The organism is Bradyrhizobium valentinum (assembly GCF_001440405.1).
GTDB classification, from domain to species: domain Bacteria; phylum Pseudomonadota; class Alphaproteobacteria; order Rhizobiales; family Xanthobacteraceae; genus Bradyrhizobium; species Bradyrhizobium valentinum.
In genome coordinates, this window is record NZ_LLXX01000118.1 from 20,602 (window position 1) to 42,916 (window position 22,315).

At 62.7% G+C, this 22,315-nt stretch carries 26 protein-coding genes; 17 read left to right on the top strand and 9 right to left on the bottom strand.

The genetic code is table 11. The features are described 5' to 3' along the window. The first annotated feature begins 144 nt into the window (after positions 1–144). Together CP49_RS17155 and CP49_RS17160 are read left to right on the top strand one after the other, a co-directional pair. Positions 145–831, top strand: coding sequence for a DUF2161 domain-containing phosphodiesterase (locus tag CP49_RS17155; protein WP_057851549.1), 687 nt, complete (start codon positions 145–147; stop codon positions 829–831). 142 nt (positions 832–973) lie between these two features. Beyond that, a complete protein-coding gene (locus CP49_RS17160; RefSeq protein ID WP_057851384.1) occupies positions 974–1,276 on the top strand; it encodes a hypothetical protein in 303 nt (100 codons plus the stop codon). Between the two features lie 66 nt (positions 1,277–1,342). On the opposite strand, the gene CP49_RS17165 is transcribed toward CP49_RS17160, so the two are convergent. Next, positions 1,343–1,963 (bottom strand): GNAT family N-acetyltransferase, encoded by a 621-nt coding sequence (locus CP49_RS17165; protein ID WP_057851385.1) that lies wholly within the window; start codon positions 1,961–1,963, stop codon positions 1,343–1,345. 382 nt (positions 1,964–2,345) lie between these two features. Here CP49_RS17165 and CP49_RS17170 point away from each other — a divergent pair, with 382 nt between their 5' ends. From CP49_RS17170 to CP49_RS17180, 3 genes are all read left to right on the top strand, one after another. After that, positions 2,346–3,299, top strand: coding sequence for an AraC-like ligand-binding domain-containing protein (locus tag CP49_RS17170; RefSeq protein ID WP_057851386.1), 954 nt, complete (start codon positions 2,346–2,348; stop codon positions 3,297–3,299). Positions 3,300–3,464: 165 nt separating this feature from the next. Beyond that, positions 3,465–4,478 carry a carbon-nitrogen hydrolase family protein gene (locus CP49_RS17175; RefSeq protein WP_057851387.1) on the top strand — a complete coding sequence of 338 codons (1,014 nt, stop codon included), beginning with the start codon at positions 3,465–3,467 and terminating at the stop codon, positions 4,476–4,478. 30 nt (positions 4,479–4,508) lie between these two features. Further along, complete coding sequence (locus tag CP49_RS17180) at positions 4,509–5,558, top strand: phenylacetaldoxime dehydratase family protein (protein ID WP_057851388.1); 1,050 nt, start codon at positions 4,509–4,511, stop codon at positions 5,556–5,558. Between the two features lie 2 nt (positions 5,559–5,560). Here the strand turns inward: CP49_RS17180 and CP49_RS17185 are convergent, their stop codons facing one another. Beyond that, complete coding sequence (locus CP49_RS17185; protein WP_057851389.1) at positions 5,561–5,959, bottom strand: PaaI family thioesterase; 399 nt, start codon at positions 5,957–5,959, stop codon at positions 5,561–5,563. A 165-nt stretch (positions 5,960–6,124) separates the two neighbouring features. Between CP49_RS17185 and CP49_RS17190 the strand changes: the two genes are divergently transcribed. After that, positions 6,125–6,916, top strand: coding sequence for a cobalamin-binding protein (locus CP49_RS17190; RefSeq protein WP_057851390.1), 792 nt, complete (start codon positions 6,125–6,127; stop codon positions 6,914–6,916). A 128-nt stretch (positions 6,917–7,044) separates the two neighbouring features. On the opposite strand, the gene CP49_RS17195 is transcribed toward CP49_RS17190, so the two are convergent. Continuing rightward, positions 7,045–8,322, bottom strand: a complete 1,278-nt coding sequence (locus tag CP49_RS17195) for an ArgE/DapE family deacylase (protein WP_057851391.1) — start codon at positions 8,320–8,322, stop codon at positions 7,045–7,047. 54 nt (positions 8,323–8,376) lie between these two features. After that, a complete protein-coding gene (locus CP49_RS17200) occupies positions 8,377–9,090 on the bottom strand; it encodes a pyridoxamine 5'-phosphate oxidase family protein (RefSeq protein WP_057851392.1) in 714 nt (237 codons plus the stop codon). 75 nt (positions 9,091–9,165) lie between these two features. On the opposite strand from CP49_RS17200, the gene pdxR reads away from it, so the two are divergent. From pdxR to CP49_RS17210, 3 genes are all read left to right on the top strand, one after another. Continuing rightward, positions 9,166–10,665: a MocR-like pyridoxine biosynthesis transcription factor PdxR gene (gene pdxR / locus CP49_RS17205; protein ID WP_057851393.1), complete on the top strand. Its 1,500-nt coding sequence runs from the start codon at positions 9,166–9,168 to the stop codon at positions 10,663–10,665. Between the two features lie 88 nt (positions 10,666–10,753). Further along, positions 10,754–10,906 carry a hypothetical protein gene (locus CP49_RS46100; protein WP_197423140.1) on the top strand — a complete coding sequence of 51 codons (153 nt, stop codon included), beginning with the start codon at positions 10,754–10,756 and terminating at the stop codon, positions 10,904–10,906. A 14-nt stretch (positions 10,907–10,920) separates the two neighbouring features. Beyond that, entirely contained in the window at positions 10,921–11,175 is a 255-nt protein-coding gene (locus CP49_RS17210) for a DUF6719 family protein (protein WP_156438502.1), read from the top strand. A 96-nt stretch (positions 11,176–11,271) separates the two neighbouring features. Here CP49_RS17210 and CP49_RS17215 read toward each other — a convergent pair whose 3' ends face one another. Continuing rightward, positions 11,272–11,670 (bottom strand): hypothetical protein, encoded by a 399-nt coding sequence (locus CP49_RS17215; protein WP_057851394.1) that lies wholly within the window; start codon positions 11,668–11,670, stop codon positions 11,272–11,274. Between the two features lie 42 nt (positions 11,671–11,712). Further along, a complete protein-coding gene (locus CP49_RS46105) occupies positions 11,713–11,874 on the bottom strand; it encodes a hypothetical protein (RefSeq protein ID WP_197423141.1) in 162 nt (53 codons plus the stop codon). 465 nt (positions 11,875–12,339) lie between these two features. Here CP49_RS46105 and CP49_RS17220 point away from each other — a divergent pair, with 465 nt between their 5' ends. After that, the gene (locus CP49_RS17220; protein ID WP_156438489.1) at positions 12,340–12,549 is read left to right on the top strand and encodes a hypothetical protein; all 210 of its coding nucleotides are present in this window, start codon (positions 12,340–12,342) and stop codon (positions 12,547–12,549) included. 58 nt (positions 12,550–12,607) lie between these two features. Here CP49_RS17220 and CP49_RS17225 read toward each other — a convergent pair whose 3' ends face one another. After that, positions 12,608–13,156 carry a CreA family protein gene (locus CP49_RS17225; RefSeq protein ID WP_057851396.1) on the bottom strand — a complete coding sequence of 183 codons (549 nt, stop codon included), beginning with the start codon at positions 13,154–13,156 and terminating at the stop codon, positions 12,608–12,610. A 345-nt stretch (positions 13,157–13,501) separates the two neighbouring features. Between CP49_RS17225 and CP49_RS17230 the strand changes: the two genes are divergently transcribed. The 7 genes from CP49_RS17230 to CP49_RS17260 all read left to right on the top strand — a co-directional run bounded on the left by CP49_RS17230 (position 13,502) and on the right by CP49_RS17260 (position 20,769). Then, positions 13,502–15,115 carry a L,D-transpeptidase gene (locus tag CP49_RS17230; RefSeq protein ID WP_057851551.1) on the top strand — a complete coding sequence of 538 codons (1,614 nt, stop codon included), beginning with the start codon at positions 13,502–13,504 and terminating at the stop codon, positions 15,113–15,115. Between the two features lie 81 nt (positions 15,116–15,196). Then, positions 15,197–15,769 carry a glutathione peroxidase gene (locus tag CP49_RS17235; protein ID WP_057851397.1) on the top strand — a complete coding sequence of 191 codons (573 nt, stop codon included), beginning with the start codon at positions 15,197–15,199 and terminating at the stop codon, positions 15,767–15,769. A 154-nt stretch (positions 15,770–15,923) separates the two neighbouring features. After that, positions 15,924–16,865: a polysaccharide deacetylase family protein gene (locus CP49_RS17240; protein WP_057851398.1), complete on the top strand. Its 942-nt coding sequence runs from the start codon at positions 15,924–15,926 to the stop codon at positions 16,863–16,865. Positions 16,866–16,932: 67 nt separating this feature from the next. Next, positions 16,933–17,442, top strand: coding sequence for a dihydrofolate reductase family protein (locus tag CP49_RS17245; RefSeq protein ID WP_057851552.1), 510 nt, complete (start codon positions 16,933–16,935; stop codon positions 17,440–17,442). Positions 17,443–17,604: 162 nt separating this feature from the next. Further along, positions 17,605–18,693, top strand: coding sequence for a TRAP transporter substrate-binding protein (locus tag CP49_RS17250; RefSeq protein ID WP_197423142.1), 1,089 nt, complete (start codon positions 17,605–17,607; stop codon positions 18,691–18,693). A 70-nt stretch (positions 18,694–18,763) separates the two neighbouring features. Further along, the gene (locus tag CP49_RS17255; RefSeq protein WP_057851400.1) at positions 18,764–19,354 is read left to right on the top strand and encodes a TRAP transporter small permease subunit; all 591 of its coding nucleotides are present in this window, start codon (positions 18,764–18,766) and stop codon (positions 19,352–19,354) included. Beyond that, positions 19,354–20,769, top strand: coding sequence for a TRAP transporter large permease (locus tag CP49_RS17260; RefSeq protein ID WP_063791711.1), 1,416 nt, complete (start codon positions 19,354–19,356; stop codon positions 20,767–20,769). Before CP49_RS17255 ends, CP49_RS17260 begins: the two co-directional genes overlap by 1 nt. A 27-nt stretch (positions 20,770–20,796) precedes the next feature. On the opposite strand, the gene CP49_RS17265 is transcribed toward CP49_RS17260, so the two are convergent. After that, the gene (locus CP49_RS17265) at positions 20,797–21,249 is read right to left on the bottom strand and encodes a DoxX family protein (RefSeq protein ID WP_057851401.1); all 453 of its coding nucleotides are present in this window, start codon (positions 21,247–21,249) and stop codon (positions 20,797–20,799) included. 265 nt (positions 21,250–21,514) lie between these two features. Beyond that, positions 21,515–22,315 (bottom strand): phosphate acyltransferase (locus CP49_RS47450; RefSeq protein ID WP_249762054.1); only part of this gene is annotated, 801 nt, incomplete at its 5' end.

A 22,315-nucleotide genomic window follows, 5' to 3' on the forward strand; every position in this document is an offset into this window, starting at 1 on the left:
GATCGCAGGTTCCGTCAGTTGCCGTTGGCCTTGTCCCCGCTCGGATAATAGCCGCTGCCGTGCTATCCGATCAAACGCTTTGCCGGAATTCAGCTAGAGTCCGCGGGATTGAGTCGCGGCTGCCTGCGCCGCCGGAGCGAAATTTTGGAAACCGCGCTTTATCTTCCCGTCAAACGCTTCCTCGAAAAGCTCGGCTTCACCGTCAAGGGCGAAATCGGGGGCTGCGATCTGGTGGCTCTGAGTGCCGGCGATCCGCCGATCGTGGTGATCGGCGAACTGAAGCTTTCCTTCAACCTTGAATTGATCCTGCAGGCGGTCGATCGCGCCGGCGCGGCCGACGAGGTCTGGCTCGCGGCCAAACTGTCTGCCCGCGGCAAGGGCCGCGAAAGCGACGCGCGATATCGCAATCTTTGCCGCCGGCTTGGTTTCGGCATGCTCGCCATCACCAATACCGGCGACGTCGAGGTGATCGTCCAGCCGGCGACGGCAGCCCCTCGCCGCAATCCGAAAAAACGCTCGCGGCTGGTCGCGGAGCATCAGAAGCGCAAGGGCGATCCCGCCATGGGCGGATCGACGCGCGCGCCGATCATGACGGCCTATCGGCAGCAGGCGCTGGCCTGCGCGTCCGCGCTGTCAGGCGGGCCGCGGCGCGTCAGAGACCTGCGGGCCGAGATTCCCGATGCCGGAAAGATCCTTCTGCACAACGTCTATGGCTGGTTCGACCGCGCCGAGCGCGGCATCTACGTGCTGACCGATGCCGGGCACGCGGCGTTGAAACGCTGGCCGCAGCAGCCGCCGGATCTGGCGGTCGCCGGCAATCCCGCCCCATGATGGCGACAACGGTGAAATCATCGAACCGTACGCCGCTACCGGACTTGATTGTAGGTGCATGGCTGCGTTGCCATACGAAGTTCTTATTGCAATGCAGCATAAGGGCACCTAGGTATCTTCGCAATCAGATGCGAGGCCCCCTATGAGCGAAGACTGGAACACCAAATACGGCACACGGCGCGTCCGTCGGGATCCGCCGACGCTGGAGGAGGCAATCTTCGCCGCAGTGGGGATCACCGACGACCAGCAGCAGCAGGCGGAAATCGCCGCCGCGCTGATGGGGCTGCCTTACGAGGAAGTGCTGGCCGAAGTGAAGAAGACCGGCCGCGCATTGGCGCGATCGGCTACCCGCGTCATCGCCGGCGAACAGGGCGCGCAACGCTCCGTCGTGGTCGAGCGCCGCGTCATCAGGCGATTCGGCAACGACAAGCGCACCGGCACCTGAACAATCGAAGTTTTGGGCAATTCGCTGGATCAAAGCTCAGCGAATTGCCCTGATTGAACGCGCCGCTCAGGCGGCGCGGCCCCAGCCATACATCCGAAGCAGCATCTGCCAATAGGCGCGGTTGAATTTCGCAACCGTACGCGCGGCATTCAGCGAGCTTTCCACCCAGGTGGTCGCGAGCTCTGTGTCATCTTGTTTGGTCAGATCGATGGTGCCGGTGGATTCGCCGTGGCGGAACACCAGCTGCGCGCCGAACTTGCTGGCGAGCGCGCGCATCGCCTCGTTCTGCGCGCCGGTGGTGATCCGCAGGCTCTTGTAGCCCTTGGCGCGCGCTTCCGTAATCAGCTTGCGGAACAGGATGCTGCCGACACCCCGCCGCCGCACTGATGCTTCGACGCTGAACGCGATCTCAGGGAGCGAATCCGGCGACTGGTCCGGCGGGTGCAGTTCCGCTGCGCCCCTGACCACGCCATTTTCAAAGAAGGCAATGATGACCGTGCCGTCATCGGCGCATTTCTCGGCGTAGCGCTCGATGAAGCTGTCGTCCATGAAGCCATGGAAACGGTCGCGGCGGCTGTTGCGGTCGAGCCGCAGCAGGTGATCGCGCAATAACGGCAATTCTTCCTGCTGGCTCAGCGTGCGCACGCTAGAGTTGGCGAGCGCGGCCGCAATCATAGTGAGATACATATTCTAAACTCCTCTGAGAAAGCCCTCGAGGAGGCGTCGAATCCCTAGACAATCTATATTGTGCATCGCAGCATGGAATTCAAGCCCGGATTGTCCGTATACTGCCTTAAATAACGGCAATAATTCCAGCGACTTAGGTCAATCTTTATCAACCAATTGTTAACGCCCGCCACCCGGCGCAGACTGGGCATGGGGCTTGCTTATTTTGAATGGGCTGGGGCTCCATAGCGTTTTCGGGCGAAGCATGCCCTCGGACTTGATCCGTGGGTGGATACCGGTTCGTGTGAAGAAAACGCGTCAAAACAAGAATCTAGAGCTTCGGTTCTGACAATCAGAACCGAAGCTCTAGGCAACACACCCGGATGGTTTGTGGAGATCCGTCGTGGCTGTCGTGCTCGACACGAGTTCTTGCCTTCCGGAACGCCGGCTTGCGGCGTGGCAGGACATCGTTTGCGACACCTTCGTCGGCCTCGACTGCAAATCGGACATGCGCGGCGCGTTCTGGGGAGCGGTTTCGCAATCCAGAATCGGACAGGTCGCACTCACCCAGGTCGATTCCACCGCCCAGCGGGTATTCCGCACGCCGTCGCGCATCGCCCGCGCCAGCGAAGATTTCGTGCTGATGGCGCTCGGCAACAACGGCGTGAACGGCGTCTTCCAGGACGGCCGCGAGGCGATCGTCTCCACCGGACAGTTCGTCATTTACGACACCACCCGCCCCTACGAGTTGCGCTTCGACGACAGCTTTTCACAGACGATTTTCCAGATGCCGCGCAAGCTCCTGCAACAGCGCGTCGGCTCATTCGATGGTTTAACGGCGACGACGTTTGCAGGCGATCGTCCGCTCGAGCGGCTGACCTATGATTTCGCGCGCAACGTGAGCAAGACGATCGAGCTGGTCGATGCCGCCGCCGCGAGCCGCCTGCTCGACCAGACGCTCGATTTGCTCGCGATGACGCTTGCCGACAGGCTGCACGGGCGCCTGCAGGACCAGTCGGTCCATCGCTCGGCGCTGCTCTATCGGCTCAAGAATCATATCCTGACGCATCTCGCCGATCCCGAATTATCGCTGCCGCGCGCAGCGGCGGCGACAGGAATTTCGCCGCGCTACGCCAGCGACTTGATGGCCGCCGAACAGACCTCGTTCCGCAGCTACGTCCAGACGCAGCGGCTGGAGCGCTGCAAGCGCGATCTCGCCGACCCCGCCTACCAGGCCCGGCACATCGGCGAGATTGCCTTCGCGTGGGGCTTCAACGATCTCGCCCATTTCAGCCGGATCTTCAAGCAGCGGTTCGGCGTCTCGCCGCGCGAATGGCGCGAACAGCCGGGCAAATAACGCCTTCCGCTCGGCACCCTCCTTCCTGCCACGCCACAATCATCCGGCGTCTATCTGCACGTTAAGACAAGTTTTCGTTCCGCTGCGGACAAGCGGCGCGCGTTGCCATGGCTGTAGGCTTGCGACCCAGCGATTGTCGGTCGCCAACGCGGAAGGAATGATGCGATGGGTCTGGTTCATCAGAAATACAAAGTGGCGGTGGTTCAGGCGGCGCCGGTCTTTCTCGATCTCGATGCAACCGTGGACAAGACCATCGCGCTGATCGAGGAAGCTGCCGCGAAAGGCGCCAAGCTGATCGCGTTTCCCGAAACTTTCATTCCCGGATACCCGTGGCAGATCTGGCTCGGCGCGCCCGCCTGGGCGATCGGCCGCGGTTTTGTGCAGCGCTACTTCGACAACTCGCTCGCCTTCGACAGCCCGCTGGCGGAAAGGATCCGCCAAGCCGTCAAGCGCGCCAAGCTGACCGCTGTGCTCGGACTATCCGAACGCGACGGCGGAAGCCTCTATATCGCGCAATGGCTGATCGGCCCCGACGGCGAGACCATCGCCAAACGGCGAAAGCTGCGGCCGACCCATGCCGAGCGAACCGTATTCGGCGAAGGCGACGGCAGCGACCTCGCGGTCCACGATCGCGCCGACGTCGGACGGCTCGGCGCGCTGTGCTGCTGGGAGCACCTGCAGCCATTATCGAAATACGCGATGTACGCCCAGAACGAACAGGTGCATGTCGGCGCCTGGCCGAGTTTTTCGCTGTACGATCCGTTCGCGCATGCGCTCGGCCATGAGGTCAACAACGCCGCCAGCAAGGTCTATGCGGTCGAAGGCTCGTGCTTCTTCCTCGGCCCCTGCGCGGTCGTTTCGCAGGCGATGATCGACGAGCTCTGCGACTCCCCCGAAAAGCATGCCTTCCTGCATGCCGGCGGCGGCCACGCGGTGATCTACGGGCCGGACGGCAGTTCGCTTGCCGAGAAACTTCCGCCCGATCAGGAAGGGATTCTGTATGCCGATATCGATCTCGGCATGATCGGCGTGGCAAAGAACGCCGCCGATCCGGCCGGGCATTATTCGCGGCCCGACGTCACGCGGCTGTTGCTCAACACCACGCGCGCCAACCGCGTCGAGCATTTCTCGCTTCCGCTCGATGCCGAGGTCATGAGCGAAATCCGGCTGCAGGCGTGAGGCGTTTCAATTCGGACAAGGAGCAGGCCGATGGAATCCGCGATCCCCGAGCATCTGCAAACCGCACGAACGCGTCACCGCCGGGTCGGTGACGATTATGCGCCGCCCTATCCGTCCTTCGTGGCGCGGCACAGACCAAGCGTCACGCGGGTGGTGATGGCCTATTTCGGCGTCCAGACCCGCGGCGCGCCATTGGTCGCTGCGGAGCACGCCTTGACCCGGCTCGCGTCGGATTTCGCAAGCGCAGATGGCCCAACGCATTGGGACCGCGCGAGCTATCTTGACGAGGCCGGTTTCACCAATGTCGTCACAGTCGCCTACTGGGACGACCGGCAAAAATTCGACCGCTGGTTTCCGGCCGCGCGCGAGCGCTGGACCGGTGACCAGCGGACCAATAACGGGTTCGGGACTTTCATCGAGGCGCTTTACCCCTCCGTGGAGGGCTATGAGACGCTGTTCTCGTCACTTGGAAGGCCCGAGGGAGTCGCCGTTCTCGCCGATGGCATGAGCGGCGAGGTTTTGGAGCACGCCTATTGGGGCGGCATGCGCGACCGCATCCCGTTATCCCAAACCAGCGAGATGACGCCTTCAGGCTCCGCCCGCGCCATCCGCGACGGTGCGCGCATCCGGATCATTCCGCATGACAACCTCTGCCTGATCCGGTCGGGCCAGGATTGGGGCGATACCGAAGCTGCCGAACGCAAGATGTACCTCGGCGATGTCGAGCCGGTGCTGCGCGAAGGCATGGATTTCCTGCGCGATCAGGGACGCTCGATCGGCTGCTACGCCAACCGCTACATGACGGTCGTGGGTCCAGATGGCGCGACGACGGAGAAATCCTACGGCATGAGCTGGTGGAAAAGCCTGTCGGCGCTGGAACGCTGGGCTGAATCGCACCCGACCCATGTCAGGATTTTCGGCGCCGCAATGAAATATCTGTCGACCCTCGGGCCAGCCGCAAAACTGCGGCTCTACCACGAGGTCACCGTCGCCCGCACCGACGAGCAGCTTTTCGAATATGTGGATTGTCATCCGCAAACTGGGATGCTGAACGCCGTGCAGACGGTGGATGCGGCCTGAAGCTACAGCACCATCTGCGTTTGCGTAACGACCGCGACGAGTTTGCCGTCCTCGGTCTCCAGTCGGGTCTGCCAGACCTGGGTGCGGCGTCCCCGGTGCACCGGCGTGGCGGTAGCGACCACCGTCGCCCCTTCCTTGGCGCCACCGATGAAATTGGTCTTGCTCTCGATCGTCGTGGTGCCCTTGGCGTCCTCAGGCAGGTTGATAACGGTCGCCGCGGCGCCAACCGAATCCGCGAGCGCCATCACCGCGCCGCCATGAATCGTGTGATGGAGCGTGCACAGATCGGGCCGCACCAGCATACGCGCGACCACGCGATCCTTTTCGACTTCGGTGAATTTCACGCCCTTCAGCTCCGCGAACGGCATCTTCATCGCATTGACTTTGTCGAGCAGCGACATGGTCCGGCAGTCCTCCCGTTTCTTGCAAGGCACGTCTGATACGCGGGATCGAGCGGCCGATCCATTGATCCCGATCGAAGCATGGACGGCGCATGTAAGGCAGGCAATGACTTCCGAGGTAATGGCTGCCGTGACAATGCCCCGTTAATTCGGCATATCGTCCCCATGCGCCAGTTCCCGCCCCGTCGGATCGTCTGCCTGACCGAAGAGACTGTCGAGACGCTGTATCTGCTCGGCGAGCAGGACCGCATCGTCGGCGTCTCCGGCTATGCGGTGCGGCCGCCGCAGGTCCGCCGCGAGAAGCCGCGGGTTTCCGCCTTCATCTCCGCGGACATCCCGAAAATCCTCGCGCTCGAGCCCGATCTCGTGCTGGCCTTCTCCGACCTGCAGGCCGGCATCGTCGCCGATCTGGTGCGCGCGGGCATCGCCATCCACGTCTTCAACCAGCGCGACATTGCGGGCATCCTCGCGATGATCCGTACGCTCGGTGCAATGATCGGTGTGGCGGAGCGCGCCGATCAACTCGCCAGTGGCTTCGAAGAGCGCCTCGCGCGCGTCGCGGCAACACCCCGCGCCTCGCCCAAGCCAAAAGTCTATTTCGAGGAATGGGACGATCCGCTGATCTCCGGCATCGGCTGGGTGTCCGAACTGATCGAGATCGCCGGCGGCGAGGACGCGCTGCCAAAACTGCGGTTTCAGCAGGCCGCCAAGGACCGGATCATCTCGCCCGATGTCGTGCGCGACACCGCCCCCGACGTGATCCTCGCGTCCTGGTGCGGCAAGAAAGTGGTGCCGGATCGCATCCGGCAGCGGCCGGGCTGGAGCGATATCCCGGCGGTGCGCAACAACCGCATTGTCGAGATCAAGTCGGCGATCATCCTGCAGCCGGGACCGGCAGCGCTGACGGATGGGCTGGATGCGATCGTGAAGGCGCTGTGGCCGGAGTCCACGATTTAACCGTCGTCCCTGCGAACGCAGGGACCCATAACCACCGGCGCCAATTGGAGCAGAAGGTCACGACCATCTCGCGCCATTGATAGGCCGCGGCGTATGGGTCCCTGCGTTCGCAGGGACGACGTAGCTTTCTACACCCTCTCCACCCCGCACCATTCCGCAATGAACAGCGCGGTCGCCTTGGTCGACTTCCGCAGCGACTCCAGTTCGACATACTCGTTGAAGCCGTGCATCGCAGCGCCCTTCGCGCCGAAGCAGAGGCTTGGGATGTTGTAGTTCAGGCCGTAGAACCGCGTGTCCGTGAGCGCCGTGAACGCCCGGTCCGGCACTGCGCCGCCATAGACGGCTTCGAACGCCTTGGCGAACGCAGCCTCCGGCTCGGCGGAATTCGTCAGCTCATAGCCCTCCGACAGGAAGCCCGACCACTCGACCTGCGGCGGGTTGTTGGAAAGGAATCTGTGGTCGCGTGCGGCGGCGGAGACGCAGGCCAAGATCTCCTTCTGGCATTCAGCGATCGACCAGCCCGGCAGCACCGCGATGCGGCAATCGACGTCGCACCAGGCCGGCACGCTGGAGGCCCAATCGCCGCCCTTGATAATGCCGGGATTGAAGTTGAGCGGATGGGCGACCGCCTTGAAATGGCGGTCCGCCCTGGCGCGCTCGTTCCACTCTTCTTCGAGCTTCTGCAAAGAACGGATCAGATGATACGCCGCCATGATCGCGTTGGCGCCGGCGCCGGCCTCGAACACATGCACCGGGAAGCCACGCACCTTCAGGCGAAACCAGATCACGCCGACTTGCGAGCGGACCATCGTCTCGCCGGTCGGCTCCGGAATGAAGCAGGCGTCTGCACGGTAGCCACGCTGCAAGGTCGAGAGCGCGCCGACGCCGGTGCTCTCTTCTTCGATCACGGACTGGAAGTGAATGCGCGCCGTGGGCTTCAGTTCTGCGGCCTTGATCGCGTCCAGCGCATAGAGCGCGCCGATGGTGCCGGACTTCATGTCGCAGGCGCCGCGGCCGTACATCCTGCCGTCCTTGATGGTCGGCGAGAACGGTGGCGTCTCCCACATATCGAGCGGGCCTGCCGGAACGACGTCGCAGTGGCCCTGCAGGATCAGAGATTTGCCGGAAATGTTCGAAGGCCGGTAAGTGCCGACCACGGTCCGCGCTTTCGAGAAATCATGCTCGATCGGGCCGAAGCCGCGCAGATCCTTCAAATCGCCAACGTCGATATGCCAGTCGTCGACCTCATACCCGCGCTGGCGCAGAAGATCGCCGATCATGTCCTGGCATGGCCCTTCGGCGCCGCGGGTCGAAGGAATCGCAACGAAATCCCTTGTCGTCGCCAGTTGCGCGTCAAAGCTGGCATCGACGGCGTCGAGGATTTTCTGTTGCGTATCGGTCGTCATGCGGCGGCTCCAGTCGAGAATTCAAAGGGGTTAGGAACGCACCCTACCCCGATCTCAGCCGCCGGCGTAATGCGCAAAATGCGCATCCCGCAATGCATCTTCGAGCAGGCGGCCTTCCGAATAGCCGCGCAGCGACGCCGGGCGCCCGACGCCGTCAAGCAGCCGCGGACAGGGTTCCGGCCGGCCCAGCACGGTGCGCACCGGAATGCGCTCGGCATAGATGGGCAGTTCGTAGTCCTCATCGTCGTCGGCGACGCCCTTCGATCTGATCTTGGCGGATGCCTGCTCGATTTCCATCGCAATCACCGACGTCGCCTTGATCTCTTGCACCGTGCTTTGTCTTAAGGTCGCGGTCCGATCGGGAAAGAACCGGTCGACCATGGCGACCAGCGCCCGTTTCTTCTCGCCTTCATCGGTGACGAGATAGGCGGTGCCGAACGCCATCACCGCGCGGTAGTCCGCCGAATGATTGAAGCCGCAGCGCGCCAGCACCAGGCTATCGAGATGCGCGACCGTCAAACAGACCTTCTCGCCGACAGACTGATTTCGCAGCATGCGGCTGGCGCTGCTGCCGTGCCAGTACAACCTGCTCCCCTCCCGCCAGAAGAAAGTCGGCGTGCAATAGGGCTGGCCGTCGATCACATAGGAAACATGGCACAGCATCGACGCGTCCAGCAGGCCATGGACCGTGGCGTGATCGTAGAAGCCGCGATCATGCCGTCGCTTCACCTGGTTTCGCGACGAAAGCGGATACGCATCAGTGGTCACGGCAACTCCTGTCGGGATTGTGTGCGGTCGCTGAGAGTTGTATCGGCTAATTTGGTCTGCGATAGTGCCAATCCTATGCGAAAAATTCCGACCAATTCTCTGGCGTCGCGACGCAAGCCGGAGCTTGCGCTCGATCTTTCCGGTCCGCATGTGACGCCGGGCGCCTCCTCGCAGCACCGGCTCTATCAGGCGCTGTGCCACGCCATCACGGGCGGGATCGCAAAACCCGGCGAGCCGCTGCCGCCGTCGCGCACGCTGGCAAAGCAGACCGGCTTCCGTCGCAACGCCGTCACCTCGGCCTATGAGCGGCTGATCGCGGATGGTTTTGCGGTGGCCAACGTCGGCTCCGGCACCTTCGTCGCCGCCCGCATTCCCGCCCGCGTCAACGATATCAGCAAGACCAAGATCGCGATCGAGCCGCCGCAGCATGGCGCGCTGGCGCTCGGCTGCACGCATATCGATAAAAGGGCGCTGCAGCGCTTCAGATCGTTTGCCGGCCGGCGCATGCGCGCTTTCGGCACTGAGCACCTTCAGTACGGCGACCCGCGGGGCAGCCGCGAGCTCCGCGCCGCAATTGCCGATCACCTGTTGTCGGCGCGCGGGCTGCGCTGCGACCCGGATCAGATCATGCTGACGTCGGGAACGCAGCACGCATTGCGGATCGTGCTGGGCACGATTCTCAAGTCGGGCGATCAGATCTGGTGCGAGGATCCCGGCTATCCCGCCGCACGAAAGGCGATCGAACATTGCGGCCTGCGCCCCGTCTCCGTGCCGGTCGACGCCTCAGGCATGATCGTCGCCAAAGGCCGGGCGGTTGCTCCTTCGGCGGGCGCGGCCTACGTCACACCCTCGCACCAGTTTCCGCTCGGTGTGCAGATGTCGATGGCGCGGCGGCTCGAACTGCTCGACTGGGCGAAGGATGCTGACGCTTTCGTGTTCGAGGACGATTACGACAGCGAGTTCAGATATGACGGTGCGCCCTTACTATCGCTCGCCGGCATCGATCACCTTTCGCGCGTCATCTACATGGGCACGTTTGCAAAGACGCTGTTTCCGGGATTGCGCATCGGTTACTGCGCGCTGCCCGAGCGGCTGGTCGGGCCGGTGACAGCGGCCCGCGCCGCGCTCGACCGCTTCCCCGGCACGCTGCTGGAAGGCGCGGTCGCAGACATGCTGAATTCCGGCGCGTTCGCGGCAAACCTGCGCCGGGTGCGCGGGCTTTACCGCGAAGCGCGCGACGCATTGGCCTCGACGCTACTGGCCGCATCGAATGGCGAGCTGTCCGTGCCGGTACCGTCGCAGGGGCTGCATCTGGTCGCGCGGTTCGATCCGTCGACCGATCCGCTGGTGGCCGCAAAGGCAAAGGCCGAAGCGGGTGTCGCAGGCTGGCTGCTGGCGGAAACCTATCATCGCGTGCGCCCGCTGCCGGGTTTCGTGCTCGGCTTTGCCGGCCATCCGATCCCGCAACTGGTTGCATCCGCCGAAAGACTGGCGGAGGCATCGCTCGCTGCCTTGCGGACAAACCGTAAAGCAAACAGCGGAACCCGCGTCAGAAGGCTGAAGTCCGCGACATAGCTGTCGCGGCCGGCGCAGCACGGCTCGCGCTCTATGAGAATCGCCGCCGCGTCACTAAGCTCGCCCATCAACATCACGGAACCACCGGATGCCCGGCAATCGCAACGTTCTCTATCTTATCATCGGCGCATTGATCGTCGCGGTCGGTGTGCTCGGCTACAACCTCTATCAAACCAAGAAAGAGCCCGAGGGCCTGCAGATCAATGTCGGGCCCGATGGGCTGAAGATCAAGACCAAGTGAGCGAGACCGGAATGATGACGACAAAGGCTGCCCGATCGCTTGCCCTGCCCGCCGGCATCGCGCTGTGGCTCCTTACGAGTCCCGCTCTGGCCCAGGTGGTTTCGCGAGAACAGGACATTATCGACCTGCGGCTCGGCCAGCGCGTGCTGGTAGACGATGGCTCATGCCCGGCCGGTCAGATCAAGGAAGTCCAGGGCTCGCAGATGACGACGTCAGGCGTGCTGCGCACGCGAAAATGCATTCCGCGGCTCGGGACCAAGCGGAGATAACCACGCGCGCTCGCACTGACCGGCGACCTCACCGCTGCGACGAAGAATGACAGCGTCGGCAAAGAGAGCTTCGTGCGTGAGCGCGACGCGCTCACTTTATTCGTTCGTCGCCGGCTCGAACATGCACTGCAATGTCGGCTTGGCGATCTTGGTGAAGGTCGGGCCGATTTCGGATTGCTTTGATGGCGGGACCCATGCGGTCTCGATCGTCGGCACCCCGGTCTCGCTGATGCCGCGCAGCAGCGCTTCTCGCAGGTCGGCATCTTCCACGGTCGCGGCGGCGTAGTCGTGCAGGCAGCCGCAAACGCGTTCGGGATGCGCCCAGCGCCCGACCATGTGGGGCGCACAAAGGCGCACAAACTCGCCGCGCGGATCGGGCATCTTGAAAAGGGAACGGAACGTGGTCTGCGGCGGCTGAAACTGGACTTGAGCCTGCGCCGCGCCACTGAGAAGAAGAGAAGCCAGGATCGCTGCAGAACAGATACGTACGAACATACAGGGCCTTTGTCGGCGATCTTTTTGCGGAGGATCCGTTCGCTAATTGGCGGCCACGACCATCGGCTGCGACGCCGGGGTCGCAACCGGCGAACCATTATAGGCGAAGGTGCCGACACCCGGCAGAGCCTGGTCCGACGAACCAGCCATCGAGGGACCAGCCAGAATGAACGCGAAGGCGAGGATGAAGCTGATGGTCCGCATCTGACTGTCTCCGGTGATCCCTGTCCGGCGGTGTCCGCCGTCTCGTTGGCTCCTGGATAGCCATCGGCTGTTTCCGGACATCTGCGCCAAAAACGGAAAATGGTTTCATTGCGCAGGAGAATTGTTTCGTCGACGCTGCCAGACGAAACATTAGCGGGAAAAGTTCAATGAATTCAGCCGGCACCCATTCACTTCAGATGATCCGGCCGAGCATCGCAGGCCGCCAATCAGGGCCGCTTTGGCGCTCGTCCGGTCGACGAGGACAGCCTCGTTCGCTGGCTGATCGGATGAACCGAAGCTTCGGTCGGGCCGACTCACTCGAATGCCGTGCAACCTTGCGCGCGCTTGTGCGTTGTGACCCCTCCTCAACAAAGGATGGCAGTCGTGCGTAGTGGCAACAACGATGTTGGCAGTGCAACAACCGCGACCCGCAAACCCGACAAGCCGGTCGCTGAGGGCTCCGAAATGCGGATCGATCCTTCCCTGAAGACAGGCCGCCAAAGAAAGACTTCAGAGCATCCGACAAGCGTTTGTGGTGCGATGTCTCAGCAAGGCAGCGAATTTCGCGGCAATGTATCGGCGCCGCAGAAATTCGTGCAGCTAGTCGGTTGCCGCGACCGCAAGGTCGGAACCGGCCTTGAGGCCCGCCAATATTCCAATCCGGTCAAACGGTAAGCCCGAAGCCCTCATCTCGGATCCCGGATCCGATCTCAGATTCTTGCCGGCATCGCACTTACTGGATGAATTCACCGCATTTCTGAACCGCGATGTCGCCGGCTCCCCAGGGCATGATCGGCACCGAGGACGTTGAGTTTTTGGGTGAACCTTCGATCAGCTTGTCTGAATAGACCATGTAGACCAACACGTTGCGTTTGGCGTCGCAGCCGCGAACGATCTGCATCTTCTTGAAGAACAGCGAGCGGCGCTGGCGGAACATGTCATCGCCCTGCTCCAGTCTGTGCTTGAACTTGACGGGGCCGATCTGGCGGCACGCCAGCGAGATGTCCGACACCTCCGCGGCGAGGCCGAGCCAGCCCTTGAAGCCGCCCTTTTCCGGCACCGTGAAGTGACAGGCCACCCCGTCGACCTCGGGGTCATCGACAGCGTAGGTCGCGAGCTTGTCGTTGGGGCTCAGCCACTTGAACACGGTCGAGCGGCGAAAGATCAGGTCGGGCTCATCAGCGGCCGACGCCGGGCTCGCGTGCCACAATGTCAACGCCAACACCACCAAGGCCGCACTTCTCCACTTCCTGTCACACTTAACGATGGCCTTGGATGTCATTGAAATCTCCGCTGAAGGGCTCGCCGCCTATGTAGTGCCGGAAAGTGGAACAGGAAGGCCGCAGCGGACTTGAAGGCCGCAGTACCGCCTTATGGATGGCGTCAGATTGACCCAAGCGCCGTTTAACGGAATGTGAGGCTTTTTTGCTACGATCGGGGCGAAAAGCGCTGAAATAATAAGGCCTATGCTGGTGAACGCTTTTCGCCTCTGCGACAACAAATGAACAAGCAGGACAGTAGATTCGAGTAACTGGATTTGAGGATCACGCGCGTGAGCGGGCATCGGTTTTTCAGTGCGAGTATCGCGAGCGCGACTATTTCGAAGCAGCGATTTTGGCAGATTGCGATGTTGACCGCGGCAGGCTCCATTGCCGCCGCTTCCCAGGCGGATGCCGCCGCCATGTTCTACTGGCAGGATTCCGATCCCGGCTATTACCGGCCCGCGCCGATGGTGCAGCCGCGCAAGCCGAAGCTGCGCCGGCCGCCAGCCAAGACCGAGACGACCATCAAGGAAACCAACGCCAAGCCGCAGGGGCCGCTGATCATCGCGGTCTCGGTCGAACAGCAGAAGGTTCGCGTCTACGACGCCAAAGGATTGTTCGCAGAAAGCCCGGTGTCGACGGGCATGAAGGGTCATTCGACCCCGATGGGCGTGTTCAGCGTCATCCAGAAGCACAAGATGCACCGCTCCAACATCTACAGCGGCGCACCGATGCCTTACATGCAGCGCATCACCTGGTCGGGCATTGCGATGCATGCCGGTGTATTGCCGGGCTATCCGGCGTCGCATGGCTGCATCCGCATGCCGACGGCGTTTGCGATAAAAATGTGGAACTGGACCAGGATGGGCGCGCGCGTCATCATCACGCCCGGCCCGATTACGCCTGCCAGTTTCTCCCACCCGTTGCTCGCGGCGCAGAAGGTCGTGCCGCAGCCTCTCCTCGCCGACGATCCGGCAAATGACGCGCCCGCGGTAAAGAGCGACAAGGGCGCAGATGCGGGCCGCGAGATCGAGGCCGCGAATTCGCAGGCCAGCCTCGAACTTCGACCGACCGTCGGGCACGCAGCGCCGTTGCGCGAGCAGACTCACACCGCGGATGCCAGCAGCGCGCGGCCGGCGACCAACACGGTCGTATCAGATGCAACGCCGTCTGTGGCCCGCGTCCAGCCTGGCAGCGATACGTCAGACGCGGAAGCCGATGCAGACGCACCGAAGTCCGAGCCGGCAGCCGACGCGACTGGCACCCGCGAGCTCACTAGGACGGAAGTCTCCGCAAGCGAGAACGCGAAAACCGACGAGGCCCCCACGGCGGCGATTGCCAATGCCCCGCCTGCCAGGACGGAAACGCCGAAAGCCGACGAAGCCAAGACGGCTGAATCCAAGCCTACCGCCGAAAAGCCCGCCGAACCGGTCACCGGTGCACCGGCTGCTGCTCCCGACGTGAAGAAAGATCCGGCGCGTCTGCCCGGGGCGGAAAAGGCTGCCAAGGCGGAGCCGCCGCGGCGTCCCGGCCAGATTGCGGTGTTTGTGAGCCTCAAGGATTCCAAGCTCTACGTTCGCGAGAACTTCAAGCCGCAGTTCGAGGTGCCGGTGACCATAGCGCCAAGCGACCGTCCGCTGGGCACGCACGTCTTCACCGTCGCAGTCGACAAGAACGATCCCAACCTGTTGCGCTGGTCGGTGGTCTCGCTACCGGTCACGGCGCGCAATGCAGCCCGGGGCGACGAGGACAACCGCACAGCCGGCCGCCGCAAGATGGCCGCGCCCGCCGAGGCCAAGCCGCGGCTGGTGCCGAACAGCCCGGCCGAGGCGCTGGATCGCATCACCGTCGCACCTGAGGCAATGACGCGGATCGCCGAGGCGTTGACCACCGGTGGCTCGATCATCGTGTCCGATCTCGGCGTCAATCAGGGCGGCGAAACCGGCGAAGGCACTGACTTCATCGTCCCGCTGCGGTAGACCGCATAACGCCTTGTTGAGCGGCAGCGGCCTGCGCGTTGCGCTATGCTTTGCGCTGTTGAACCACGGCCGAGGCTTCCCATGATGGACCGCAGAAGCGTGATGACCGCGGCGCTGGCCGCGATCGCAGCCGCCACCTCGAACAGGCGATCCCTGGCGCAGGCTGCGATGAGCCGGATCACGGCTTATGCGTTTTCATTTCCGGGATTGGGCGGCGGCGATATCCGGCTGTCCGAATTTGCCGGCCGGCCGATCCTGATCGTCAACACCGCTTCGCTTTGTGGCTACACGCCGCAATATGGCGGGCTGCAGGAATTGTGGACCGAGTTTCACGGCCGCGGCCTGATGATCGTCGGCGTCCCCTCCAACGATTTCGGCGGCCAGGAGCCGGGCGGCGCAACCGAAATCACCGCGACCACGCAGAACCATCACGTCACCTTTCCGATCGCCGCGAAGGCCGTCGTCAAGGGACCGAACGCGCATCCGTTTTACAAATGGGCGGCGGAAGCGCGGCCGAAGGATGTTCCACGATGGAACTTCCACAAATACCTGATCGGACGTGACGGCTATATCGCCGACGTGTTCCCGCAATCCATCGACCCCGTGGATTCACGGGTAAAGACCGCCATCGCACGGGCACTCGCCGACTCCTGAATTAACCCGATCGAGGACAAATCGGCTAGGGGTCGCGACAGCCGTTGCGTTGGCGCGCCCCCTCCATCTAAGGTACGGTCCGTCAACGGATGGAGGCAGACCGGATCACGGCAAAGCCGCGACCCGGGAGCGGGATTCGAACAAGGAAAGCAAGATGCGCATTCGGGCAGGGATGATTTTTGCTGGCGCGATTTCGCTGCTGGCATCGAGCGCGGCGTGGTCACAGACACCAGCCGCCAAAGGCATGGCTGCTCCGCAGGCGGCTCCAGCACCGATCCCTGCAGCGGCGCCCGCCCCGACCCGACCGCCCTGCAACAATCCCAGCGCGCTCGGTATCGGCCGCACCGTCGAGATCGATACCACGGGCGGTCCCGGCTTCGGCTTCGAGCATTTCAAGGAACTCGATTTCCTTCGCGACAAGGAAGTGGTTCTGACGTTTGACGACGGTCCGTGGCCGGTGAACACGCCTGCGGTCTTGAAGGCGCTGGCGGAGGAATGCACCACCGGCATCTTCTTCCCGATCGGAAAGCACGCCACCTATTATCCCGAAATCCTCAAGCAGGTGATGGCGGCCGGCCATTCCATCGGATCGCACACCTGGTCACATGCAGCCCTCGTCAACAAGAAGCTGAACGAGCAGCAGCGCAAGGATGAAATCGAAAAAGGCTTCAGCGCCGTGAAATGGGCGCTCGGCGGCAAGGCGCCGGCGCCGTTCTTCCGCTTCCCCGCGCTGCAACACCCGCCGGAGATGGTGACCTATCTCGGCGACCGCAACATCGGGATCTTCTCCTGCGACCTCGATTCCTTCGACTTCAAGGCCAGCAAGGCGCAGACGATCATCGACAACGTGATGCGCAAGGTCGAGAAGAACGGCAAGGGCATCATCCTGATGCACGACTTCCAGAAGCACACGGCGGAAGCCCTGCCCGAAATTCTGAAGAAGCTGAAGGCCGGCGGCTACAAGGTGGTTGCGATGCGCGCCAAGACGCCGGTGCTGACCATCGCCCAGTATGACGAAGACATCGTCAAGGATCTGAAGCTGCCGACCGTGAGCTCGCGCCCGGTTTCCAGCGTCGTGCAGACGATCTCGGAATAACGCGGCGCGACACGGACCCGTGCCGGCGCTGCGTATCGAAGGCTATGTCATCGTCTCCGCGGACGGCATGTTGGCGGATGCGCGTAACGTTATGCCTGACGAGTTGAAGTTCGAGGGCGACAAGGCGTTCTTCACCGCCGCCCTCGACCACGCCGATCTGATCCTGCACGGCCGCAATTCCTACGAAGACCAGCCGAACTCGCCGCGGCGCAGGCGGATCATCCTGACGCGGAAAGTAGACGCGATCGCGCCCGACCCGGCCAATCCGAAATCAACCCTATGGAATCCTGCGAGCGCTTCGTTTGAAGTCGCCTGCCATCATGCCGGCGTTGACGCCGGCACCGTCGCCGTGATCGGCGGCCCCGGCGTGTTCGGCATGTTCATGGACCGCTACGACGAGTTCTGGCTCTCAGTGGCGCCGCATGTCCGCCTTCCCGGCGGCGAACCTTGCTTCCCCGGCGTGCCCGCGCGTTCGCCGCAGGACATCCTGGCCGCGCATGGGCTGCGCGCCGGCAAGCCGCAGATGCTCGACGCCGCCCACCAAGTCACCGTCACACCGTGGCGGCGCATCGCCTAGGGCGTCATCCTTTCGTACAATCAGCCTCGCCGTAAGCCAGCTCGGCCAGAGATCGCTTGACAGTACGCGGCCGCGGTTCCAACCTGAAAAGAAAAAATAAGCAAACACCACCATCGGGAGGACCACAACATGTTGAGGCGCGCTTCAACTATGATTGCAGCGGTGACCCTTGGACTTGTCACCGCCTTCGCTGCACCGGTTCACGCTCAGACTACGGAAAAGCCGTTAGTACTGAAGGGTCAGTCGACCCACCCCGCATCCTCGAACTTCCATCTCATCTTCAAATTGTGGGCGGAGACCGTCGAAAAGATGACGGCCGGACGTCTCAAGATCGAGACGCTTCCGGCGGGCGCGATCGTGCCCCCGTTTGAAGTGTTCGACGCCACCTCCAAGAACGTGCTCGACGTCGGCATGGGCCCATTCGGCTACATTCTCGGCCGCAACACCGCGACGATACCGATGTCGCACGGTCCGCTATACGGCATGGACGGCTCGGACTACTGGGCCTGGTACTATGACGGCGGCGGCATGAAGCTGCTCGACGAGTTCTACCGCGATGTCCTCAAGCTGAACGTCGTCGGCTTCCCGATCCCGACCGACTACCCGCAGGGAATGGGCTGGTTCAAGAAAGAGATCAACAGCCTCAGTGATCTCAAGGGCTTGAAGTACCGGATCTACGGCATCGGCGCGGAGACCTACGGCAGGCTCGGCGTGTCGGTCGTCACCATTCCCGGCGGCGAGATCGTGCCGGCGATGGAGCGCGGCGTGATCGAGGGCGCCGAATGGATTAACTGCGAGGAAGACAAGAAACTCGGTCTGCACCAGGTCGCCAAGCACTACTACACGCCGGGCATGCACGAGCCGGTCACCGGCGGCCAGTTGATGATCAATGGTGACGTCTGGAAGAAACTTACGCCGGACTTGCAGGAGATCATCAAGGTGGCGAGCGTTTACGCCACGACACAGCGCAACTTCGCCTTCAACCGCGAGACGGCGCACGCTTGCCAGGAACTGATCAAGATGGGCGTGCAGATGCATCGTACGCCCGATGAGATCCTGAAGAACTTCCTCGACGAGTGGGAGAAGATTCAGGCCGAGCATGCGGCGAAGAATCCGTTCTATCGGAAGGTCATCGACAGTCAGAAGGCCTATGCTGAACAGATCGTGCCGTTCAAGCTCTCCTGGTTCCCGCCATACAACTTTGCCGGCGAGTATTACTGGAAGAACAAGATCTACCTGACCAAGAAATGATCTCTCCGTAGTAGCGGAGCTGCTGGCGTCCGAACCGCCGGACGCCAGCATTGCCTGAAGAGGAGCGATCATGTCCGCGGACCCCAGTGCGTCGGTCGCCAGCAATCCGGGCGGCGAATTCCCGCACGCTTTTTACTCGATCATCCGGGCGATTGACCGCTTCACCGACGTGACCGGCAAACTCATTGCCATGTCGATGTTGTTTCTGGTGGTGACGATCTCCTACGAGGTCGTCATGCGCTACGGGTTCGGCGCGCCAACCGTTTGGGTCTACGAATCCAGCTTCATGGTCAACGGCGCGGCCTTCATGCTCGGATCGGGATACGCGCTGTTGAAGGGCGCGCATGTTCGCACCGACATCTATTGGGAGAATTACTCGGAGCGGAAGAAGGGCATCGTCGACCTGATCTCCTATCTGTTGTTTTTCTATCCGGCCATGATCACGTTCATGCTGATCAGCTATGATGATGCCTTGCACTCCTATGACACCGGCGAACGGTCGCAGGAAAGCGTTTGGCGCGCGATCATGTGGCCCTTCCGGGCAACGGTCCCGCTGGCTGCCCTTCTTCTCATGATCCAGGGCGTGTCCGAGGTCCTGAAGTGCTGGTACCAGGTCCAGTTCGGGCGCGAGTTCGAGCACAAGGAAAAGATCGAGATATGATGGGACTCGAAGTCCTCGGACTTGTCATGCTCCTCGTGATGCTGGGGGCGATCTTCATCGGCCTGCCGATCAGCTTCACGCTGCTGTTCCTGGCGCTGTCGTTCGGCTATGTCGGCATGGGCGAGCGCGTCTTCAACCTCGCCTATCTGCAGACCATCGGCCTGATGAAGCAGGACGAACTCGTCGCGGTGCCGATGTTCATCCTGATGGGGTTCGTCTGCGATCAGGCCGGATTGATGGAACGGCTGTTCAAAGCGTTCCGCGACCTTTTTGCGCCGCTCAATGGCGCGCTCTATGTGGTCGTCATTCTCACGGCGACGCTGTTCGGGATCGCCGCGGGGACTGTCGGCGCAACCGTCGCGCTGCTCGGCATCATGGCCGGGCCGATGATGATCCGCGCGGGCTATGATGTGCGGATGTCGGCCGGCTCCATTGCCGCCGGCGGCACGCTCGGCATCCTGATCCCGCCGTCAGTGATGCTGGTTGTGATGGCGCCGGTGCTCGATATCTCGATCATCGATCTCTACGCCGCAGCGTTCGGTCCGGGCTTCCTGCTGTCCGCGATGTTCATCGCCTATACTTTGATCCGTTGTTACTTCAATCCGAAGCTCGGTCCGCCGGTGCCGGTCGAGGAACGGCCCGATTCGGTGCGGATCGTGCTGTGGGAGTGCCTGGTCGGTCTGGTGCCGGTGACCATCCTGACGATCCTGACCCTCGGCGCCATCCTCGCCGGTATCACGACCGCCGCGGAAGCAGCGGCATTCGGCGCGCTGGGGGCGATCCTCCTCGTCATTGCCTATGGCCGGTTCACATGGCGCGGGCTGCTTGATGCCTGCTATGCCACACTGGCAACGACCAGCATGGTGCTGTTGCTTGCCGTCGCCTCCAACGTATTCGGCTCCGTCTTCTCATGGCTCGGCACGGCAACCTGGATGACCAACGCCCTGCTCGCTTCGCCGCTGCCTCCCTGGGGCACGATGTCCCTGCTCCTGACCCTGATATTCCTGCTCGGCTGGCCATTCGAATGGCCGGCCATCGTCTTCATCTTCCTGCCGATGCTCGCGCCGGTAGCCAAGGGCCTCGGCTACGACATGGTCTGGTTCGGCTGCATCGTCGCGGTCGTCTTGCAAACCGCCTTCCTGTCTCCACCTGTCGCCATGTCGGCCTACTATCTCAAGCAGGTCGTCAAGGAATGGAATCTGCGGCTGATCTATCGCGGTATGGCCGACTTCATGGTCCTGCAGGTCGCTTGCGTGGCGCTGGTGCTGATCTTCCCCGCCATCGCGATGTGGTTCCCGCAATGGCTGCAGGCCCGCAGGATAGCGGCGCGGACCGCGCAGATCGAGCAGGTCGCGCCGCCGCAGAGCGCGGCCGCGGCACTCGACGGTCCGCGTGTGGCGATCCGGAATTTCTGAATTGGTCTGAAGCCGCCGCTGCCGGCTTCAGATATCCCCGTAGGCCGGTTCATTCGGTCGCGGACCCTTGCCGTAGCCTGCGATCATAAACAGGGCGCCGATGAGCGACAGGTTCTTCAAGGCTTCGATCAGCGTCTTGGCATTTTCGGGCGCCGGCTGGTTCCAGAAGTCGTGGAAGTAGAAGGTCGTCGCTATGACGAAGAAGATCAGCATGATCGCGAAGAAGCGCGCGCCGAAATTGACCGCGATCATCAGGCCGGCGAGGATCTCGAAGCCGCCGACGCCAAACGCCAGCAATTGCGGCATCGGCATGCCCGCCATGGTTTCGAGCTGCGCCGTATAGGGCGCAAGCAGCGCCGGAATGGTCACCTTGGATGCAATGAAGTCCGCCGTCTGCTGAATTGCGAAGAGCTTGGTCGCTCCCGTGTACATGAAGAGCACGGCGAACAGGACTCGCCCGAAGGTGACTAACGCTGGCATGGGATCGGCCTCACTGAATTGCAAGCAAAGGTAGCAGGCGGCGCGAAACGATTATGGGCGTTTCGTCTCCGCTTTTCAAACGCTCAAATCGAAACCATCCGCGCAGGAGCCTGCGCGCGCCCCAACCTGACCTCCCGATAGAAGCAGAACCAAGGCGCTTTTTTGATCATAGCGTTTTCGAGCGAAGCGGGTAACGGCTCGCGTGAAGAAAACGCGTCAGAACAAAAGGCTAGCTCCCTGGTCTTGATTCAATCTGAACCAGAATCTATCCGAACAAGGTCGGCTGCTGACGGCCGGCGCGCTCCTGGGCTTCGACGGCGGCCACCGCCGTCATGTTGAGCACGCCGCGCGCCGTCACCCCCGGGGTCAGGATATGCGCGGGGCGCGCCGGGCCGATCAGGATCGGTCCCACCGGCAGCGCGTCCGCCAGCGTCTTGATCATCTGGTAGGCGACGTTCGCGGTGTCGAGGTTCGGCATGATCAGGATGTTGGCGTCGCCTTCCAGCTTCGAATGCGGCAGCACGAGCTTGCGCGCCGCGGCGGAGAGCGCGGTATCGCCCTGCATCTCGCCGTCGGCCTCGATCTCCGGATGCTTCTCCTTCAGAAGCGCGGTGGCGCGGCGCATCTTGCGCGAGGAGTCGCTATCATAACTGCCGAAGTCGGAATGTGACACGAACGCGACGCGCGGCTTCATGTTGAAGCGCTGCACGTGGATCGCCGCGAGCGAGGCCATCTCCGCGAGTTCCTCGGCGCTCGGACTGGGCCGCACCTGGGTATCGGCGATGAAATAGGAACCCTTGGTGGTGATCATCATCGCCAGCGCCGCGAAATCGCTGACGCCGGGCAGGAAGCCGATGATCTCGCGGACATGGCGCAGATGGCTCATGTAACGGCCTTCGACGCCGCAGATCATGGCGTCGGCTTCGCCGCGCACCACCGCAAGGGCTGCGATCACGGTGTTGTTGGTGCGAACCACCGTGCGCGCGGCCTCGGGCGTGACGCCGCGCCGGCCGGCGACGTCGATATAGGTCTGCACATAGGAGCGATAGCGCGGATCGTCCTCGGG